At 40.9% G+C, this 19,694-nt stretch carries 11 protein-coding genes, 1 tRNA gene and 1 other RNA gene; 8 read left to right on the top strand and 5 right to left on the bottom strand.

What is annotated here, in order from left to right; all coding sequences use genetic code 11:
• Window positions 1-101: 101 nt before the first annotated feature.
• Complete coding sequence (locus tag R2R71_RS00485) at window positions 102-1,334, bottom strand: ATP-binding protein (protein ID WP_316829275.1); 1,233 nt, start codon at window positions 1,332-1,334, stop codon at window positions 102-104.
• Window positions 1,335-2,221: 887 nt separating this feature from the next.
• Between R2R71_RS00485 and R2R71_RS00490 the strand changes: the two genes are divergently transcribed.
• The 3 genes from R2R71_RS00490 to R2R71_RS00500 are packed head-to-tail and all read left to right on the top strand — an operon-like array spanning window position 2,222 to window position 5,566.
• Window positions 2,222-3,427: a nucleotidyltransferase gene (locus tag R2R71_RS00490; protein WP_316829276.1), complete on the top strand. Its 1,206-nt coding sequence runs from the start codon at window positions 2,222-2,224 to the stop codon at window positions 3,425-3,427.
• A complete protein-coding gene (locus R2R71_RS00495) occupies window positions 3,411-3,818 on the top strand; it encodes a hypothetical protein (RefSeq protein WP_316829277.1) in 408 nt (135 codons plus the stop codon). Before R2R71_RS00490 ends, R2R71_RS00495 begins: the two co-directional genes overlap by 17 nt.
• A gap of 11 nt (window positions 3,819-3,829) precedes the next feature.
• The gene (locus R2R71_RS00500; RefSeq protein ID WP_316829278.1) at window positions 3,830-5,566 is read left to right on the top strand and encodes an SAVED domain-containing protein; all 1,737 of its coding nucleotides are present in this window, start codon (window positions 3,830-3,832) and stop codon (window positions 5,564-5,566) included.
• 1,075 nt (window positions 5,567-6,641) lie between these two features.
• Here R2R71_RS00500 and R2R71_RS00505 read toward each other — a convergent pair.
• Together R2R71_RS00505 and R2R71_RS00510 are read right to left on the bottom strand one after the other, a co-directional pair.
• Complete coding sequence (locus R2R71_RS00505; RefSeq protein ID WP_316829279.1) at window positions 6,642-7,052, bottom strand: helix-turn-helix domain-containing protein; 411 nt, start codon at window positions 7,050-7,052, stop codon at window positions 6,642-6,644.
• A gap of 524 nt (window positions 7,053-7,576) precedes the next feature.
• Window positions 7,577-7,649, bottom strand: a tRNA-Lys gene (locus R2R71_RS00510).
• A gap of 180 nt (window positions 7,650-7,829) precedes the next feature.
• On the opposite strand from R2R71_RS00510, the gene R2R71_RS00515 reads away from it, so the two are divergent.
• The 4 genes from R2R71_RS00515 to R2R71_RS00530 all read left to right on the top strand — a co-directional run bounded on the left by R2R71_RS00515 (window position 7,830) and on the right by R2R71_RS00530 (window position 13,437).
• Window positions 7,830-10,268: a glycosyl hydrolase family 95 catalytic domain-containing protein gene (locus tag R2R71_RS00515; protein WP_316829280.1), complete on the top strand. Its 2,439-nt coding sequence runs from the start codon at window positions 7,830-7,832 to the stop codon at window positions 10,266-10,268.
• Between the two features lie 3 nt (window positions 10,269-10,271).
• Window positions 10,272-11,384 (top strand): formylglycine-generating enzyme family protein, encoded by a 1,113-nt coding sequence (locus R2R71_RS00520; RefSeq protein ID WP_316829281.1) that lies wholly within the window; start codon window positions 10,272-10,274, stop codon window positions 11,382-11,384.
• A 118-nt stretch (window positions 11,385-11,502) separates the two neighbouring features.
• The gene (locus R2R71_RS00525) at window positions 11,503-12,834 is read left to right on the top strand and encodes a sugar MFS transporter (RefSeq protein ID WP_316829282.1); all 1,332 of its coding nucleotides are present in this window, start codon (window positions 11,503-11,505) and stop codon (window positions 12,832-12,834) included.
• Window positions 12,835-12,942: 108 nt separating this feature from the next.
• Entirely contained in the window at window positions 12,943-13,437 is a 495-nt protein-coding gene (locus tag R2R71_RS00530; RefSeq protein ID WP_316829283.1) for an HAD family hydrolase, read from the top strand.
• A 179-nt stretch (window positions 13,438-13,616) separates the two neighbouring features.
• On the opposite strand, the gene fsa is transcribed toward R2R71_RS00530, so the two are convergent.
• Together fsa and ffs are read right to left on the bottom strand one after the other, a co-directional pair.
• On the bottom strand, window positions 13,617-14,276 hold the full coding sequence (gene fsa, locus R2R71_RS00535) for a fructose-6-phosphate aldolase (RefSeq protein ID WP_316829284.1): 660 nt from the start codon (window positions 14,274-14,276) through the stop codon (window positions 13,617-13,619).
• Between the two features lie 88 nt (window positions 14,277-14,364).
• Window positions 14,365-14,464, bottom strand: an RNA gene (gene ffs, locus R2R71_RS00540) — signal recognition particle sRNA small type.
• Window positions 14,465-15,192: 728 nt separating this feature from the next.
• On the opposite strand from ffs, the gene gltB reads away from it, so the two are divergent.
• Window positions 15,193-19,692, top strand: coding sequence for a glutamate synthase large subunit (gene gltB, locus R2R71_RS00545; RefSeq protein WP_316829285.1), 4,500 nt, complete (start codon window positions 15,193-15,195; stop codon window positions 19,690-19,692).
• Window positions 19,693-19,694 lie beyond the last annotated feature (2 nt).

Consider the following 19,694-nt stretch of genomic DNA (forward strand, 5'->3'; position numbering starts at 1 on the left):
ACTTTCCCTCTGGCAGGATTTCCATTTCATCTCACCGGTCTTGCGATCGTCCAGTTGGTTTCAGAAGTCCTAAGTTATTTCTGTACATCATCAAATTTGATTTATTCATTTTCAGCTGAGTCAAAATCTAGCAATATTTGGGAGTTTATCATCGGAACCCCTCCGAGTTGTTTGTTTAGATATTCTTTATCAATTTGTGAGTCTGCTCGTATTTCAGGGTTACTGGAATAAATGCTGCTTATAGATGATTCCCCAAATTCATTTTTATTGACCAATATGAGTTGATCTCTTCTAAGTTTTTTGAATAAGTGTGTATCATGGCTCGAAAATATCACTTGACCATTGTTGAGACTATATTTTTGAGAATTTACGATCTGGGTCAACAATTGAACTAAGTGGGTATGTAATCTGGAATCTATTTCATCTATCCAAACGATAGAACCATCTTTTAATGCTTTAACAATAGGGCCAAGAATTGATACAAACTTCTGAGCACCTGCAGATTCATTTTCTCTTAGGTCAAAATAGAGGAATTTTGAGGATGCCTGATTTGAAGTGTATTGAATATGCTTGGTCCTGATTTTGTATTTATCGGGTTCATCATCATATAATGCCTGAAGTAAACCTGCATTTTGCTTTTGTTTTTCTATTCTTTGCTCAAGTTCCTGTTCGATTGTGGAGAAGCCAAGGTCTGAAGCTTTAATTATCTCATATATAAGTGGCTTATATTCTGTAATTGCAAAAAGCTCGGCGGTTAAATTTAGGTTTTCTTCAATGTGTTGATCGGTATAGATTCTAATCCGATCGAACCAAGCGGCGATTTCCAATGAAATGTTTACATTAAACTTTGCAAGTACAGATAAGAATAGTATCCGGGGCTTTGCGAGTTTTTGAAGAAATTTGACTTCACCTTTAGTCTGTATCTCTAAGTGTTTTCCTATAACAAATCCGTCTTCATGCCTCAAAAAAAGTATTTCTTCTTTTCTTTTAGAAATAGTAAACAAACTCTCTTTGATTACCCTATCCTTATCATAAACGAGGCTATATCTATAATATAGATGATTAATGAGAAATGACACTTCAAAAGCTGTTGGTTGGTTAACAGTACCTTCATTTAGGAGGAAGGGGTACGAAGGTAAATTGTTGCCAAAAAAGTTTTCATCGAAACTATATTTAATAAGCTGTTTAAGAAGATAGAACCCTTTGAAAAAATTTGACTTTCCGGCAGAATTTGCTCCATAGATAACTGCATTTCGAATTAATTTTAAGTCTTGGGTTCCTAATTTCGTATTTATCAATGACTTAGAAAGTTCGCGTATGGATCCCGCTTCCATGTCTAGATAGGCAGAATTTCTGAAAGATAGGAAATTTTGTACGGTGAACTTTATTAACATTCCAAACTTTAAGATTTTACTTATTCTAATATATCAATTTATGACTGATTCTGAGCATAAAACTCAAAAAAAAATATGTTAATAAGTTTTTTATTAAAAAAATGAACAATTCTGTAGAAATACCGTAATTTTAATCGTTTTTCAGATTATTCATTTGTATACGGCTCTCGCACAGTAATTTGAATAACATTATAACAATTTGCTGTCGCAATATCGTTGAACACATTGATACCACAGCCCCAGTCCTAAATCTTTAAAGACATCCAGATAGGAGAAAAGTTTGGTATTAGTAAAAAAAACTGAACAGTATCGATGACTTGAAGCTATCTCTTAAAGACTTCATAGAGGGAACACCGATTGCAGCGGTGTTGATTTTTTGGAGCAACAAATTATTAAAAACTAAAGCTTGCCAAATCCGACTCCGGCAAGCTTTAGGAGAGTATCTTTCTGAAGCCAGGTGCCGGAAAACCGGCAGATACTCCGCGGAAAAAATTGGGGTGCTTTGAATAACACTTCGTAAAAGTAAAAAACGACGGACAGTCTAAAATATTTTTACACGAAATCCCCACTTCCACTCCGTAAGATACCCGGTGCCATGTACGCTGAAACATGTTCCAATTCAGGAATTAAATGTTCGTAAGAACAAAAGTTTTATCAAAAAACATGATCATGAAAAAGAATGTGATTAAGCCTTTAATCCGGCACCAGGCTATACAGTGTGGCCTGATGAGACTTATTGAAAGTCGAAAAGATGGCATTTCCAAATGTTGCGGGATGTCTTGTGAAATTTCAAAAAAGGTTATTGGCCTGAAAAGAAGGAGGGGTTTATGTTAACGTCAGAGAAAAAGCAGTTTTTTACACAACTCCTGATTAATCTTTCAGATGCTGTCAGTCTTACAGATGCGCAATACGGATTTGCAAATGCGAAATTCCAAACCGTGGCGGCATTCCTTACTTTGCCTGGCTCGTTACTGGCTAAGTATCTACCGAAAGTATTTCTTCAGGGGTCAATGCGCTTAGGTACTGCTATACGCCCACTAACTGAAGAGGAAGAATTCGATGTTGACATGACCTTGTTACTCTTAATTGATCAGGGTTTGGTTTCTGCCAAGGACGTGAAAAATCTTGTGCGCTTGAGGTTAGAGCAGAGCGAAGATTATAAAAGGATGCTGGACGAACACCGCCGCTGCTGGAGACTTCCTTATGCAGATGCTGCGCGTTTCCATTTAGACGTTGTACCAGCAATTCCTGCCAATTTCAGTTTCATCATAGACCAAAACGTCCCAGAGCGCTTCGCTAAACACACGATTGGAATTACGGACAATAAAAAAGAAAGTTATGCCATTCAGGGTGCCGAACTGCCAAAGAGCAATACTGAAGGCCTGGCATTGTGGTTTTTAGAGCGTATGTCGGAGGATATTATCATCGCCAAGACACGTATTTTCTCCGCAACAGGGAAAGCGATATCATCAATTCCAGATTATCAAGCTCGAACCGCTCTACAGCGTATCATTCAGTTGATGAAGGCACATCGGGATGTCGAGTTTGCTGATGATAAGGATGATAAACCTGTTTCGGTTATCATCATGACCCTCGCTGCAAGGGCTTATTTCCAAGGAGAAAACCTTTACGATTCACTTATCGGTCTTTTGGACAGGATGCCAACATACATCACTACAAGGTTTGTGGGTGGGAAAAACGTCCGATGGGTTGAGAATCCAGTTAATCCGTTGGAAAATTTTGCTGATAAGTGGCAGGAACACCCAGAGCGGGAGATAAAGTTTTTTGCATGGTTTAATAAATTTAAAGCTGATATATATAGGCTATCGTTGTTGGAAGGACTTCCAGTCATTGGTGGGGAAATGAAATCAATGTTCGGAACTAGGGCCGTAAATGATGCGCTAAACATGATGGGAACAAACGCTTTTGAACAACGGCTTTCCGGCAATTTAAAAGTAGCAGCCGGAACAGGAATGTTAGGCACAATAGGTAGGACCATTCCAGCACATAATTTTCATGGGAAGAAAAGCTAATGTAACACTCCCGCTGCAAGTGCAGCGGGATGCTTTAAAATCATTTATGGGAGATGCTGAAGTTAAAGTTTCAGGAGATAAACTTACCTGGAAAGGTTTTGTAAAGCCGCACCCTTTTGCCTTGCAATATCTTCTTGAAATTGTTTATCTGAAAGGTGAATACCCCAAGATTTATGTTTTGCAGCCTGAACTGATAGTCAAGGCTGAAAGCTTACCGCATGTATATTCAGTTTATCAACAGAAACTTTGCCTGTTTTTTCCAAATGGAAGGGAATGGCGGCCTTCTAAACTAATCGTAAATACAATATTACTATGGGCCTGCGAATGGCTATTTCATTATGAAATCTGGGCAGCAACCGACATCTGGAACGGTGGGGGTACTGTACATTAAAAAAAAATAATATGAATCTAATAATCAAACATACCGTTCACGCTGAAATTACCGATCTGGAATGCCTTGAAGCCCTTGATGGGCTATTGGCTGCTGATGTGAAATTTATTGAAATTAATCCTGCAAGAATTCCATTGGGAGAGGAGATTGAAGATTGGGAACAATTGGCGCTCTTGCAGCAGGTTCAATTGGAGAAGTCTCTGCGACCATTGTTGAATGAATTTGCTGATGCTAAAATCTATTATTTTGGCTTTGCACCAGTTCCCTTAATTTTACATCTTGGGTACTTTATAGATAATTATCGCTTGGTAATTCCGATGTTTAGGCACCACCAGACCAAAGAGTGGTTTATGAATGGAGAAAGTGAACGGCCCTTCCAGCTTGTTGAATCTGGAGTGCCGAGTGATGAAAATTTGTCCTCAAACGATGTCGCCATCAATGTGAGCATATCTGTACCGGTCGACCAAACATTAACCGATGTTATAGTTGGAGCTAATTTAATGAAAACAGTGGCATATGGACTATCGGCCCCAGGGTACGACGTAATCTCAACTCAAAAAGATTTAGCTGAATTTGCGAAACGTTATGATGAGATCATTACCCTTTTGACCGTTAAATATCCTAAAATGGGTAAGGTGCATGTTTTCGCTTCTGTACCACCGCCTGTTGCTTTTGTGATGGGACATAAAATCCAGCCCAACATATACCCGGTAATGCAAACCTACCAGTACAAAGCGACTGCGACACTTAAACAAGTTCCGGCTGTTGAGCTCAATAGTCTTGTACAGGAGCGTGTGAGTTTTACCGAAGAACAGCAAAAACTTGCTGCTGAATATAGAAAGAGTTATGATGAAATGCTACAAGGTAATGTTCGTGCCTTTATTCGCTCCTTCGGTGGTAAAGATGTTTCAAAATGGTTTGAAGCACTTGAGCCAACCGCAGACTGGTCGTCAATGGATATTCCATACTGGCGGCCATTGGAAGCTCTTTTCAATAACCAACTGCTTTCATCAGATAAAATCGATATTGAAACGATTGCTGTATCTGACGGATTTGAGTATGACAGGAGCCAACACCAATGGCGTATTGATACTGGATTTTTCGTTGCCCTATCTAACAGGTTGAAGACGCAAGAGCGAATCAAAAAAGCTGGGCGCTTATTTCTTTTTCATGAAAGCCTACACTATAGCCAGCACGGGCTAAATTCAAGTTTGGCAGATGGGATAGGGAGTTTTCCAAAAGTGATAGAGGAATCAGATTACCATGCTGATGTATATGCTTTGCTTCATGAATATGCATATGCCAAGCTTTATGAAAGCCAAACCGTAGCTGATTTCAAGAGCTGGTTTCTATCAACCATAGAAATTATGATTGAAACCATGTGGTCTTTTGATGCTGATAATAAAACATTGCGGCAAATGCAAATACGCAGGGTAAACAGGTATTTGATTTGGTATTGGCAAATGGTAAGGATTCGGTATGCTTCGGATTTGAACTCGGTTATCCGGATTCTCTCAGAAAAGCCGGTAATTGAAATTGCCGGGCTCCACGTACGCTCATCCAATCAAAGGACCTTTTTTGATCTGACACCATCCTACAGCGCAAATATTGAACTTGGCCTCTACATAAATGGCAAAGTCAGGCGACAAGGGCCTGCGAATGCCCAACGGCTCTTAGAAGGGTTCAGGACACTTAATGGAAGCGAGATTATGGAGGTAATGGAATTTGTTTATTCAAGCCTTAATTAAATTACTGCAAAATGAATAAATAGTTAAATAACTATTTATTCATTTTGCCCGTTTTTCGAGATGTTCCCATGGCATCTCAAACTAGAGATAACGGCGGATTTGTAATCCGGTAGAATACTCCTTGCTGTTTCAGCGGTTGCTTAAATCTAAGATGTAAACGCAGATTCCGTCTGGAAATGATTTAAACAAAGGAAAAGCTCACATATATGTAATCTCGCTGGGATTTCTCACTCGCAATCCATATACGACCTATTGGAGAGGTTAGTTCGGACCCGGGTTGGAATTCTTAAAACAAAAAAGCCACATATTTCTGTGAGGCTTTTCGTGATCTCTCTGGGATTGGCACCTAGTGCTAAAATCAGCATTTAAATAGTATAATTGCGGTTTTCGATTTTGACTCACCTAATCGCTCACCAATTTTTAATACCTTTTAGCTACAACTGCTATATATTGGATATTACGGCGAAAGTGACAACTTATTCCGCATTTATGCTGACAGCGGATTTCGCTCCAAACTGACACACTTTTTCGGTTCAAACTGGTCAGTTTTAGCCCAAGGCTAAAAATTTTTCTTCAACTGCTTGCCTACTGATTTTATTTTCACAGTCAAATAAAGCCTTCCAGTGCAAATTCCATTAATTGGAAAGCCAACGGCTTAGAAAGCCTCATTGCGGCCTCCTGAGCAGGCTAATTTGCATTAATCAGAAGTCAATTATAATTTGGCGAGTGGGAATAGCCACCTTCTAATACAAAAACGGCTCAAAACGAAACCAGTTTAGTAAAGGATTAAAGAGAAAAAGAGATGCTGCCGGCCCCTTTAGCTGTCGAGTGGGAAAGAGGCACTAAAGAAAAAATCCGGTCAACAAATCTTTGACCAGTTTGGACCGAAACGGATGGTACAGTTTGTCCGTAATATGCACCCGTCAGCATAAATGCGGAATGATTGTACACTTTCGCGAGAATATCCAATGAATGCTCAAAATGGCTGAAAAGCAACTTATAGTAACTAACTGTATTAAATGGAGATACAGAGGCTTTTATTTTTTATGATTATGTGAGTTTAATCAGAGAGGTGTTATTTATCGTTATTTACCCCTTTAAGTAATTCTACCTTTTCACGCTCACTTGCTAGCAACCGCTCATAAAGACTTTTGTTTTCCTCAACAACTTCCATCAATTTATCAAGAGGGTTAAATGTACAATGGTTATTAACATTGAATGTACTATTGTCGTAAGAAGAATTGATATTGTTGATTAGGAATTCCTCATTAAAGTTTTTTATTCCCTCTGGTGACACTCCTAAAACTTTAGCAATTTTTTCTAGTGTTGCATCTTCAACTTCCTCACTCTGTTCTATCTTGGAAATGGTCTGCTGGCTTACGCCAAGTTCAGTAGCAAGAAAATCCTGCTTGATACCACGTATTTCTCTGATGCGGCTGATCTTTCTGCCGAGATGCACTTTGTTAGATTTTGTAGGCGTTTCCATAAAACAAATATAATAAATTCCTAAGATAGTAATGAACCCATGTATAGTGGTAAGATACCAGCTTTATTGGTAGTAGGGAATTGGATAGCGTACCGGGAGAACTGGGTTTGATGGTATCATCAATAATAAAAATGCCTATATCAAAACACATTGTTGGGTATAGCTGGGATTGTTTCAGGCTACCAGATTCTTCGCACACTCAGAATGACAAGTTTTCTGAAAACAAAAAAGCCTAACACGTCTGTAATCTCGCTGGGATTGGTTCTGCCCCACAAGCCCGGACTTATCCCTGAGCCTTTTTCAAACCGAACTCACCCGGCGCTTCTGTTAGAATCCGAGGGGCTTAAAACAAAAAAGGCCCACATTTCTGTGAGGCTTTTCGTGATCCTGCTGGGATTGGCTCAGTCCCACAAGCCCGGACTTATCCCTGAGCCTTTTTCAAATCGAACCCGCCCGGCGCTTCTGTTCGAACCCCAGCGGCTTAAAATAAAAAATCCCCTAACTTTCGTTAGAGGATTTGCTTGTGATCCCGCTGGGATTCGAACCCAGGACCACTACATTAAAAGTGTAATGCTCTACCAGCTGAGCTACGGAATCTACTTTGTGAAAACCTTTAACCGTTTCCTTTAAAGTGGTGCAAATATAGGGTTCTGATGCATTTCCTGCAAATAAAAAATCATCAAACACGCTACTTTATTGATTTATAGGCTGATTAATTATTTGGCTTCTGTTTTTTGAATTAAATTGATAGTTTTAAAACTTAATCTCCTGCCTGCTATGTACCCATTGCGTTTGTTTTTGCTGATTACCGTGCTGAATTTATCAATTGCTTATGCTCAGCAATCGCCCGTATTGGTGAAATTCGATAAGGCAGCTGCCGTTTTTGAAGAATCGTTACCACTCGGCAACGGCAGGTTAGGTGCTTTGGTGTATGGCAATACAAAGCAGGAGCGGATTGCCTTAAACGAGATTACGCTTTGGTCTGGCGGCCCACAGGATGCCAACCGGTCAGATGCGCACAGCTACCTGAAACCCATTCAGGATTTATTGCTGGAAGGAAAAAACAGGGAAGCCCAGGCTTTATTGAGAAAGCACTTTGTATCAAAAGACGAAGGTTCGAATTTGGGGCGTGCGGCAAATGCGCTGTATGGCTGTTACCAGACCGCTGGCGATTTATTGGTGCAATGGAAAGATACTTCAGGTACTGTTTCCAATTATAACAGGGTGTTGAACCTGGAGCAGGCAGTGGTTGAAACCTCTTTCAGCAGAAACCATACCCGTTTTCATGAAAAGGTTTATACCGATTTCAGCCATGATGTAACCCGTATCAGATTCAGTGCTGACCGTAAAAAATCGCTTAGTTTTGCCATTTCCCTTTACCGTAAAGAAAATGCGGTGGTTAGGGTTAAAGATGGTTACCTGGTAATGGAAGGGCAATTACCTGCCGGAAAGGGGCCCGGGATGAAATTCATCACCATGGTTAAAGCCCAATTAAGGGATGGTAAGTTGAAAATTGAGGGCGATAAGCTGATTATAGAGGGTGCAACAAGCTGCGAACTGGTACTCAATACCGAAACGAATTATGATCCTGTTAAGGCGAAGCTTAACCATGATGACATTAACAGCCGCTGTAAATTAAAAACGGATCAAGCTGCCAGGATTCCGGAAAGTAAGGCCTTTGCGCAGCATTTACTAAAATACCAGTCGTTCTTTAATCGCTGCCGGTTAAATTTTGATGTTGCACTTTCCAATGAACCTTTAACGACTAATCAACGGCTTGAACAATACCAGCAGGGTAAAAGTGATCCGGCTTTGCCTGCCTTGTATTTCAATTTTGGGCGATACCTTTTAATTTCATCATCAAGACCGGGTTTAATGCCGGCCAATTTACAGGGGCTTTGGGCTACGGAATACCAGACACCCTGGAATGGCGATTACCACTTAAACATTAACCTGCAGATGAACTACTGGCCTGCAGAGGCCACGAATTTAGCTGCCCTTACACAGCCGCTGTTTCAGTTTACACAGCAGCTTATCCCGAATGGTGAGAAAACGGCTAAGGCTTATTATAATGCTGATGGCTGGGTGGCGCATGTGATTGCAAACCCATGGCTTTATACCTCACCGGGAGAAGGTGCAGAATGGGGTTCTACATTAACCGGTGGTGCCTGGCTAAGCACACATATCTGGACACATTATCAATACAGCAAAGACATCAACTTCCTGAGGAAATATTATCCGGTTTTAAAGGGATCTGCTTTATTTCTGAAATCAATTCTGCGAAGGGAGCCAAAGCATGGCTGGCTGGTTGTTTCACCTTCCAACTCACCTGAAAATACCTATATCATGCCAGATGGTTTTAAGGGCGAAACGGCCATGGGACCTACCATGGATATGCAGATTTGCCGGAACCTGTTTAATGCAACTGCCAGCGCTTCGGCTATTTTAAAGCTTGATGATGCTTTCAGGAAAGAACTTTATAGCCTTATTCCAAAGCTTGCGCCAAACCAAATTGGTGCCAAAGGCGATATTAACGAATGGCTGGAAGACTGGGACGATGCAGAACCGCACCACCGCCATGTATCGCATTTGTTTGGCCTTTATCCTTATGATGAAATTACGCCCTGGGATACGAAAGCTTTAGCCGAAGCTGCCAAAGAAACCCTTAAACAAAGGGGTGATGAGAGTACCGGCTGGAGTAAAGCCTGGAAAATAAACTTCTGGGCAAGGCTTGGTGACGGAAACCATGCCTTAGGCTTACTTAAAGGTTTGCTGAAACCGGTGAGTTCGTCGGGTATGGACATGCAAAAAGGCGGTGGTACTTATCCGAATTTATTCTGTGCGCACCCGCCGTTTCAGATTGATGGCAACTTTGGGGGTACGGCAGGGATTACCGAAATGTTGTTTCAAAGCCACGGGGCAAATAATGTCATCCGTTTTTTGCCGGCTTTGCCTGAAGATGAGGCCTGGCAGAACGGAAGTTTTACAGGCCTTCGTGCCCGGGGCGGTTTTGAAGTTGATATGATATGGAAAAATGGCTCGGTTGTAAAGGCCAGCATCAGCAATAAAGCGGCTAATACCGTCTGTTATGTTTTTCTGCCTAAAGGTTTAAAAGTTAGTGATGAAAAAGGAAAAGTACTGGCGAATGCTTCGAATTTAAACCGGGTAGTTCATTTTAAGGCCCTGGCTGCCGCTAAATATTTTATAAAAAGCTAATCAATGTTAAGATCCACCTACTGTTATCTGCTGTTTATGTTTGTTTTAATGGGTTGTAATAACCGGGAAAAACAGGAGAAGGAAGCCAAAAGAATTCAGGATTCGCTTGCATCATGTGATGCTGCACTACCCAACCGTTTTGGCGTCGGGGTTGATACCAGCAATATTAAAGCGAATAAAGCCAATCACGAGGGAATGGTTTTTATCAGCGGGGCTGAATTTACGATGGGAGCCGTCGATAAGGAGGGAAGGGCTGATGAATATCCGCAACACCAGGTAAAGCTGTCGTCGTACTGGATTGATGTAACCGAGGTAACGAATGCGGCTTTTAAGAAATTTGTGGATGCCACGGGTTATCAAACAACTGCCGAGCGTATACCTGACTGGAATGAGATGCAAAAACAGCTTCCTCCGGGTACCCCTAAACCACCGGACAGTGTTTTTGTAGCGGCTTCACTTGTCTTTTACCAGCCTAAATCGGTTACTAATTTAGACGATGCTTCCCAATGGTGGCGCTGGGTAAAGGGGGCAGACTGGAAACACCCTCATGGACCAAAAAGCAATATTAAAGAAAAGGATAATTACCCGGTTGTCCATGTGTCGTGGGATGATGCGATGGCTTATTGTAAATGGGCAGGAAAACGTTTGCCTACAGAGGCTGAATGGGAATATGCTGCCCGGGGAGGTTTAAAAGATGCGCTATATCCCTGGGGAAATGAAGCACTGGACAAGGGCAAGGCAAAAGCAAACACCTGGCAAGGTAATTTTCCATTGAAAAATACCAGCAAGGATGGTTTCTATGGCCTGGCGGCGGTTAAACAATTTCAGCCCAATGATTATGGCCTTTATGATATGGCAGGAAATGTATGGGAGTGGTGCAGCGACTGGTACCGCCCGGATTATTATCAAACTGTGGGAACATTAACTACCAATCCGCAAGGTCCAAATGACAGTTACGATCCTATGGAGCCTTCGGTTCCGAAAAAAGTAGTAAGAGGAGGTTCTTTTATGTGTAATTCTTCTTATTGCAAGGGCTATCGGGTAACATCAAGGATGAAAACATCAACAGATACGGGGCTTGAGCATACCGGTTTCAGGTGTGTAAGTTCAAATTAGTGTTTTTTAGGGCTGATTAGGCTGTAATTTTAGTTAAATTTAAAATTACGCAAACGTTTGATGCCTGAAAACAACTTTTTTTTAATTAGTTTGGCAGTATCAACCAAACTAAAACTTCATGTCAAACGTCAAAGAGAACCAGTCTTATGGTTTTGCCTTGTTTATTATAGGTGTTTTATTCTTTATTTTCGGGTTTATCACCTGGGCAAACAGCCAGCTGATTCCTTATTTGAAAATCGCCTGTCAGCTAAGTAGTACCGAATCTTATTATGTAGCTTCAGCATTCTTTGCGGCCTATTTTGTGATGTCGATTCCTTCATCTTTTGTATTGAAATTTACCGGGTTTAAAAAAGGCATGTCGGTAGGGCTTTTTGCCATGGCCATTGGTGCAGCCATCTTTATCCCTGCTGCTTATGCCAGAAGCTTCCCCACTTTTTTAATTGGTTTATTCGTAATCGGGAGTGGCCTGGCCTTGCTGCAAACAGCATCTAACCCATATGCTGCTGCAATTGGTCCGAAAGAAAGTGCAGCCAAACGAATCAGTATTCTCGGTATTTGTAATAAAATAGCCGGTATCATGGCTGTTTATGCCTTAGGTAGCATTATTTTAAAAGATAGCGATGCGTTTGAAGTTTCCTTAAAAACCATGAATGAAACGGCAAAGAATTTAGCGCTGGATGCGCTGGCACAAAAAGTAGTTGTTCCTTATCTGTTTATCGCGGCTTCTTTTGCGCTCGTTGGCATTATATTGTTTTTTATTCAACTTCCTGATGTAGAGGAAACAGAAGATATTTTAGATCCTGCTGTACTGCCTGCGGCAGGCAAGAATGCTCAGAAAACGGTATTTAGCTATCCGCACCTGATGATTGGTGTATTTGCATTATTCTTTTATGTAGGGATGGAGGTAATCAGTTATGATACTTTTGCCGGTTTCGGAACCTACCTGGGCTATAAGCTTGATATAGCCAAGAATTTCGCCACTTACACCGGTTATGGCCTGCTTTTAGGGTATACGGTTGGGATTATTTCAATACCAAGGTTTATATCACAGCGCAATGCATTGGCGGTATCGTGCATTTTAAGTATTGTATTGATTATACTGGTACTGGTGATTAAATCTTCAGCCGGTTTAACCACCGTTAATCTGCCTGGGCACTCTGTAAATCTTCCCACACATCCGGCTGTATGGATTTTCGCCTTACTGGGTTTTTCAAATTCGGTAATGTGGCCTGCCATTTTCCCGATGGCTATTGATGGTTTAGGAAAGTTCACCAAAATGGGTTCGGCTTTATTGATTATGGCTATTGTTGGTGGTGCAATATTGCCACCATTTTATGGTTTCGTATCAGAAAAAATGGGGAATGCCCAACATGCTTATGTGATCATGATCCCGGCTTACCTGTTCATACTTTATTTTGCGTTAAGCGGATATAAATCAGGGAAAAAATAAATGTGAAATCCCGGTTATTTCCGGTTGCCATAAATTTTCAGTTATTTTGGCGAAATAAATTTTTAACCTGGTTTGTGTTTTTCAAGCAAATCAACCTCAATCCTTTAAATGAATAAAGCTATTTTTCTCGATCGTGATGGTGTTTTAAATCACGAGATATACGATTACATCTGCCGTGTAGAAGATTTTAAAATTCTTGATTACCAGATTCCGGTTTTAAAAAAGTTTTATGATGAAGGTTATCTTTTAATCGTAATCACCAACCAGGGCGGTATTGCACTTAAACGCTACACGGAGCAGGAGCTGGCCATTATGCACCAGTTATTAAGAAATGCTTTTTTAGCCAAAGGCGCTGATATTGCCGGATTTTATTATTGCCCGCATCACCCAACTGTAGGGGGTGAATGTAAATGCCGTAAGCCGAAATCGGGAATGATATTAGATGCGATTGACATGTATGATATTGATCCAGCGCAATCTGTGATGATCGGCGATAAGCCCAGGGATGTTGAAGCGGCCAACGGGGCAGGAGTAAAGGGTATTTTGATTGAGCCGGATGAGCAGATCAATTATGAGAAAGTTAAGGAAGTATTGTTGGGGTAGGATGTGAGATGTAAAATGGAAGATGTGAGATGAAAGAGGTAAGATGGAAGATGGATGATGGAAGTAATAGAATTAGATAAGAATAAAACACTGAAACATAAAACATAAAAAAAGTCCCGGGCTAAATGATAGTTCGGGACTTTTTTGTGGGGCTTGCTTCCAAGCGCAATAAGTTTAACTTATTTACCTGCAGCTTTGGCGTGATCGGCTAAGAAAGTTGCTAAACCAGTATCGGTTAATGGGTGTTTTAATAAACCTACAATTGCTGCTAATGGCGCCGTAATTACATCGGCACCTAATTTAGCACAGTTTACAATATGCAATGGTCCGCGGATTGATGCTGCTAAAATTTGTGTTTCGTAACCGTAGTTATCAAAAATAGTCCTGATATCTTCAATTAAAACCAAGCCATCGCTTGAAATATCGTCTAAACGACCTAAGAAAGGTGAAACATAAGTTGCACCTGCCTTAGCAGCTAACAAAGCTTGTCCGGCAGAGAAGATTAAAGTACAGTTGGTTTTAATTCCTTTTGAAGAAAAATATTTAATGGCTTTAACACCGTCTTTAATCATCGGAACTTTAACAACGATTTTCGGGTTTAAAGCAGCAAGTGCTTCACCTTCTTTAACAATCTCGTCGAAAGTAGTGGAAATTACCTCTGCACTTACGTTATCTTCAACGATATCGCAAATAGCTTTATAGTGGTTGATTACATTTTCGTCGCCGGTAATGCCCTCTTTAGCCATTAAGCTAGGGTTTGTGGTTACACCGTCTAAAATGCCAAGATCATGCGCCTCTTTGATTTGATCAAGATTTGCTGTGTCGATAAAAAATTTCATGGTTATAAATTCTTAATATTTGAGTTTCAATGATAAGAACCCTGAAGAATTTTGATTCCCCCTTCAGGGGACTAGGGGAAAAGAAAAAAAAGGGCAAGCACCTTCTATCGCACCGCTACAACCTTCTACCCTTGCTGCGTTCCCACCCTGGGGGAGTTCAAAGGGAGCTGGTCGTAAAAGACTTGCCCGGCACAAAGGTAGAAAAAGATGTTGTTTTGCAAAACCCATTTTTCTAATTTTTAAGTCAATTGTGCTATTGCGCTGATTAGTAATTTAATAAAATTGTAATTGATTAAAAGGGGATGGGGTTTTCCCGCGGATTGCGGGGATAAGCCCAGAGGTTTCTTTCGTGTTGTTTATGATGTTTTCCCGCAGATTGCGGGGATAGGCGCAAAGGTTTCTTTCGTATCGTCATTTCGACCGTAGCGGAGAAATCTTTATTTATAATTGTTTCCCGCGGATTACGCGGATTAGCGCAGAACAGGTACAAAAATTATGCGATAATAATAAATTAATTCCGTGTATTCCGTGGTTTCGTGGCTATTATTTTTAATTCTCCCGCAGATTACGCTGATATACGCAGAGGTTCTTTCGTATTGGGGGGCTTTGAAGTTTTAAGATAAAATAAATTGAGCCTGAGGAGTAGTAAATGTTTATTTATAAATAATATATTTAAATATAAATAATAAACTAAATCGGTTTAGCTAAGAAATTAGTTGAAAACGGGTATTTATTGTAGGATATTATCATTATGAAAATTATAATTTTAAATATTTATTATTGCTGATATTTTAATTTTGTTTGTTTTAATTGTTTAATAACTAAAATAAATTCAAAAATCGTGTCAATCCTGTAATTTAAGATTTGTTTTTTGTATCTTAGTGTTTCCTATACACTAACAACTAACGAGCAAAGAATGGAACCAAACAGTGGATTGTACGATGCGCAATTTGAACACGACGCCTGCGGGATCGGGTTTGTTGCGCATGTGAAAGGGCGGAAATCGCATCAAATCATCTCCGATGCACTTACTATTTTAGAGAACCTGGATCATAGAGGGGCATGTGGAGCAGAACCAAATACGGGCGATGGTGCCGGTATTATGATTCAGCTTCCTCACGAATTTTTTTACGATGAATGTTTAAAAGCTGGCTTTAGTCTGCCTGAAACCAATAATTATGGGGTCGGTCAGTTATTTATGCCAAAAGATATCCGTTCGAGAGAAGAGTGCAGAGAGCTTATTTACCGGGCTGCAGAAAAACTTGGATTAGAAATTTTAGGTTTCAGAAAGGTTGACGTTGATACGACCGATATCGGTAATATGGCGCTTTCTGTTGAGCCTGAGATTGAGCAGGTTTTTATTGCCCGTCCTTATGCCGTTAATCCCGGAGCTGATTTTGAACGTAAACTGTACATCTTTAAAAACTACCTGATTAAGTTAATTACCAATACTGTTCACGGTGGTAAAGATTTTTACATTGTTTCGCTTTCAGCACAAACCATTATTTATAAGGGGCAGCTTACTTCCTTACAGGTTCGTACTTATTTTAAAGATTTAAGCGATAAAAGAGTGGTTTCGGCCTTAGGTCTGGTTCACTCCCGTTTTGCTACCAATACTTTCCCATCGTGGCGACTGGCTCAGCCTTTCCGCTTTATTGCGCACAATGGAGAAATCAATACTTTACAAGGTAACCTTAACTGGTTCAGGGCTGGTGTTAAATCATTAGCTTCATCGTATTTTACACCGGAAGAACTGGATATGCTTTTACCGGTAATCGACGAAACGAACTCAGATTCGGGTTGTTTGGATAATGTGATCGAATTATTGTTCCACGCCGGCAGAACATTGCCACATGTATTAATGATGCTAGTTCCGGAGGCCTGGGATGGTAACGAAGATATGGACCCGGTTAAGAAAGCTTTTTACGAATTCCACGCGACATTGATGGAACCATGGGATGGTCCGGCGGCTATCGCTTTTACTGATGGTAAATTAATCGGTGCCACCTTAGATCGTAACGGTTTACGTCCATCACGCTATGCCATTACGTCAGACGACCGCGTAATTATGGGTTCTGAAGCTGGTGCTTTAGCAATCGACCAAAGTACAATCATTGAAAAAGGACGTTTAACACCTGGTAAAATGTTCGTTGTGGACATGGAGCAGGGCAGAATCATCAGCGATGAGGAGATTAAATCTAAAGTTTGCGGAGGTAGTCCTTATGCCGACTGGATTAATCAGTACCAGATCCGCCTGGAAGAACTGCCTGAGCCACGTGTAATGTTCACCGGTCTTTCTGAAGAATCTATCTTTAAATACCAGCAGGTTTTTGGTTATAGCAGAGAAGATATCGATCTGTTATTAAAACCAATGGCTATTGATGGTAAAGAGCCGATTGGTTCGATGGGTACCGATACGCCACTTGCGATTTTATCTAAGCGACCACAACATTTATCAAACTACTTTAAGCAATTATTTGCGCAGGTTACGAACCCGCCAATCGATCCTATTCGTGAAAAAGTGGTAATGAGTCTGGCCAGTTTTATGGGTAGTAACGGAAATTTACTTGATGAAAACCCAAAACAGGCGCATTGCGTTGCGATAAAACACCCGATTTTAACCAATCAGGAGTTAGAAAAACTGAGAAGTATTGATACAGGGGTATTCCAGGCCAAAACCTTACAAACTTATTTCAGGGCAGATGGTAAGCCGGGTGCTATGGCTAAGGCCTTAGACCGTTTATGCCGTTATGCTGTGGATGCCGTTGAAGATGGTTTCCAGGTAATTGTATTAACCGACCGGGCAATCGACTCAGAGCATGCAGCCATGCCATCATTATTAGCTGTTTCTGCTGTTCACCACCACTTAATCCGCAAGGGTTACCGTGGCGCAGTTGGAATTGTTGTAGAGGCAGGCGATATCTGGGAAGTACATCATTTTGCTACTTTACTTGGCTTTGGTGTTACTGCAATTAACCCTTACCTGGCTTTAGAAACGATCAATGGTTTCAAAGATGAGTCTGGATTATCTACTGAGAAGTTAACGAAAAACTACATCTATGCTGTAAACAATGGTTTATTGAAGATTTTCTCTAAAATGGGAATTTCTACTTTACAATCATATCAGGGTGCACAGATTTTCGAAATCTTAGGTTTAAATAAAAAAGTAGTCGATACTTATTTCACTGGTGCCGTTTCGCGCATCGGAGGTTTAGGTTTAGATGAAATTGCCAAAGAAACCTTAATTAAACACCACCGTAGCTTCGGGCCTGCAACACAAACAGAAAACCTGTTGCCTGCAGGCGGAACTTATAAATTCCGCAGGAGAGGTGAAGCGCATTTATTCAATCCGCAAACCATTCACCTGTTGCAAAATGCTACGCGTAGAAATGATTACAACATTTTCAAACAATACTCTAAACTGGTAAATGAGCAAACACAACAAGCTTATACCATCCGTGGATTATTTGATTTTAACTATAGCCGCCCTTCGGTTTCCTTACATGAAGTGGAATCGGCTGAAGCCATTTTAAAGCGTTTCGCTACCGGGGCAATGTCTTTTGGCTCTATCTCTCATGAGGCACACTCTACTTTGGCCATTGCAATGAATCGTATCGGCGGAAAGAGTAATACCGGTGAAGGTGGTGAAGACGAAATCCGCTACAACAAAATGGAGAATGGCGACAGCATGCGTTCGGCCATTAAACAAGTGGCATCAGCACGTTTTGGTGTTACCAGTTATTATTTAACCAATGCCGATGAGCTGCAGATCAAAATGGCTCAGGGTGCAAAGCCAGGTGAAGGTGGGCAATTACCAGGTGATAAAGTAGATGAGTGGATTGCGAAAGTGCGTCACTCTACGCCAGGTGTAGGTTTAATTTCACCGCCGCCACACCATGATATTTATTCTATTGAGGATTTAGCGCAGTTAATTTACGATTTAAAAAATGCTAACCGTGCGGCAAGAATCAATGTTAAGCTGGTATCTAAAGCAGGTGTAGGTACAATAGCTGCAGGTGTGGCGAAAGCACATGCCGATGTAATTTTAGTTTCAGGATTTGATGGTGGTACAGGTGCTTCACCGCTAACCTCTATCCAACACGCAGGATTACCGTGGGAACTTGGATTAGCAGAAGCGCACCAGACTTTAGTTAAGAATAAATTACGTAACCGTATTGTTTTACAAACAGATGGTCAGTTAAAAACAGGTAGGGATATTGCTATTGCAGCCTTGTTAGGTGCTGAAGAATGGGGTGTAGCTACTGCTGCATTGGTAACTGCCGGCTGTATCATGATGCGTAAATGCCACCTGAATACCTGTCCGGTTGGCGTAGCCACACAAGATCCTGAATTAAGAAAGCTGTTTAGCGGTGATCCTGACCACGTGGTAAACCTGTTCCGTTTCCTTGCTGAGGAGTTGCGTGAAATTATGGCTGAGCTTGGTTTCAGAACCATCCATGAAATGATTGGACAGTCGGACATTTTAAAGGTACGTGATTTGTCTGCTGAAGACTGGAAGTTCAAGTATTTAGATTTATCAGGCATTTTATACAAAGCTGAAGACAATGGTTTACCATTATTCAATACCGAAGAACAGGATCATGGTTTAGCGAATGTTTTAGACCACCAGTTAATTGCCGCTGCACAGCCTGCCATAACCAATAACGAACCTGTTTTTGCAAGTTTCAGCGTTAAAAACACCGACCGTTCGTTAGGAACGATGTTGTCTAACGAGATTTCTAAAGTTCATTTAAGTGCAGGATTACCTCCTGATACCATAAACTTTAAATTTGTAGGTTCTGCCGGACAAAGTTTCGGAGCCTTCAATACAAAAGGTGTAACCTTATCGTTAGAAGGTGAAGCGAATGACTATGTAGGTAAAGGTTTATCGGGTGCCCGTTTAGCCATTTATCCATTTGCTAATTCAACTTTTATACCGGAGCAGAATATCATTATTGGTAACGTAGCCTTATATGGCGCTACATCAGGTGAGTTATTTGCCCGTGGTAAGGCTGGTGAGCGTTTTGCCGTACGTAACTCTGGTGCGACTGCAGTTGTTGAAGGTGTTGGAGATCACGGGTGTGAATACATGACAGGAGGAGAAGTGCTTATTCTGGGTGATACCGGAAGTAACTTTGCTGCTGGTATGAGTGGAGGTGTGGCCTGGATTTATGATGCGAACGGCACTTTTGCCCGTAAGTGTAATAAAGAAATGGTTGATCTTGATCCGCTACAAGCTGAGGATGAGGAAAGGATTCTGGCTTTACTTAAAACACATATCCGATTGACGGATAGTAAAGTAGCTGAATTTATCTTAAGCGATTGGAAAGCACAATCAAATCATTTCGTGAAAGTATTCCCTAAAGAATACAAAGCGGTATTAGCAAAACGTAGTCAACAAGTTAAAACACACTAAGC

It is taken from the genome of Pedobacter aquatilis (genome assembly GCF_032678405.1).
Taxonomy (GTDB): Bacteria; Bacteroidota; Bacteroidia; order Sphingobacteriales; family Sphingobacteriaceae; genus Pedobacter; species Pedobacter aquatilis_A.

Excerpts from the sequence above, each read along its gene's own strand:
- R2R71_RS00485 (WP_316829275.1), bottom strand. The coding sequence starts at position 1,334 with ATGGAAGCGGGATCCATACGCGAACTTTCTAAGTCATTGATAAATACG.
- R2R71_RS00490 (WP_316829276.1), top strand. The coding sequence starts at position 2,222 with ATGTTAACGTCAGAGAAAAAGCAGTTTTTTACACAACTCCTGATTAAT.
- R2R71_RS00495 (WP_316829277.1), top strand. The coding sequence starts at position 3,411 with ATGGGAAGAAAAGCTAATGTAACACTCCCGCTGCAAGTGCAGCGGGAT.
- R2R71_RS00500 (WP_316829278.1), top strand. The coding sequence starts at position 3,830 with ATGAATCTAATAATCAAACATACCGTTCACGCTGAAATTACCGATCTG.
- R2R71_RS00505 (WP_316829279.1), bottom strand. The coding sequence starts at position 7,052 with ATGGAAACGCCTACAAAATCTAACAAAGTGCATCTCGGCAGAAAGATC.
- R2R71_RS00515 (WP_316829280.1), top strand. The coding sequence starts at position 7,830 with ATGTACCCATTGCGTTTGTTTTTGCTGATTACCGTGCTGAATTTATCA.
- R2R71_RS00520 (WP_316829281.1), top strand. The coding sequence starts at position 10,272 with ATGTTAAGATCCACCTACTGTTATCTGCTGTTTATGTTTGTTTTAATG.
- R2R71_RS00525 (WP_316829282.1), top strand. The coding sequence starts at position 11,503 with ATGTCAAACGTCAAAGAGAACCAGTCTTATGGTTTTGCCTTGTTTATT.
- R2R71_RS00530 (WP_316829283.1), top strand. The coding sequence starts at position 12,943 with ATGAATAAAGCTATTTTTCTCGATCGTGATGGTGTTTTAAATCACGAG.
- fsa (WP_316829284.1), bottom strand. The coding sequence starts at position 14,276 with ATGAAATTTTTTATCGACACAGCAAATCTTGATCAAATCAAAGAGGCG.
- gltB (WP_316829285.1), top strand. The coding sequence starts at position 15,193 with ATGGAACCAAACAGTGGATTGTACGATGCGCAATTTGAACACGACGCC.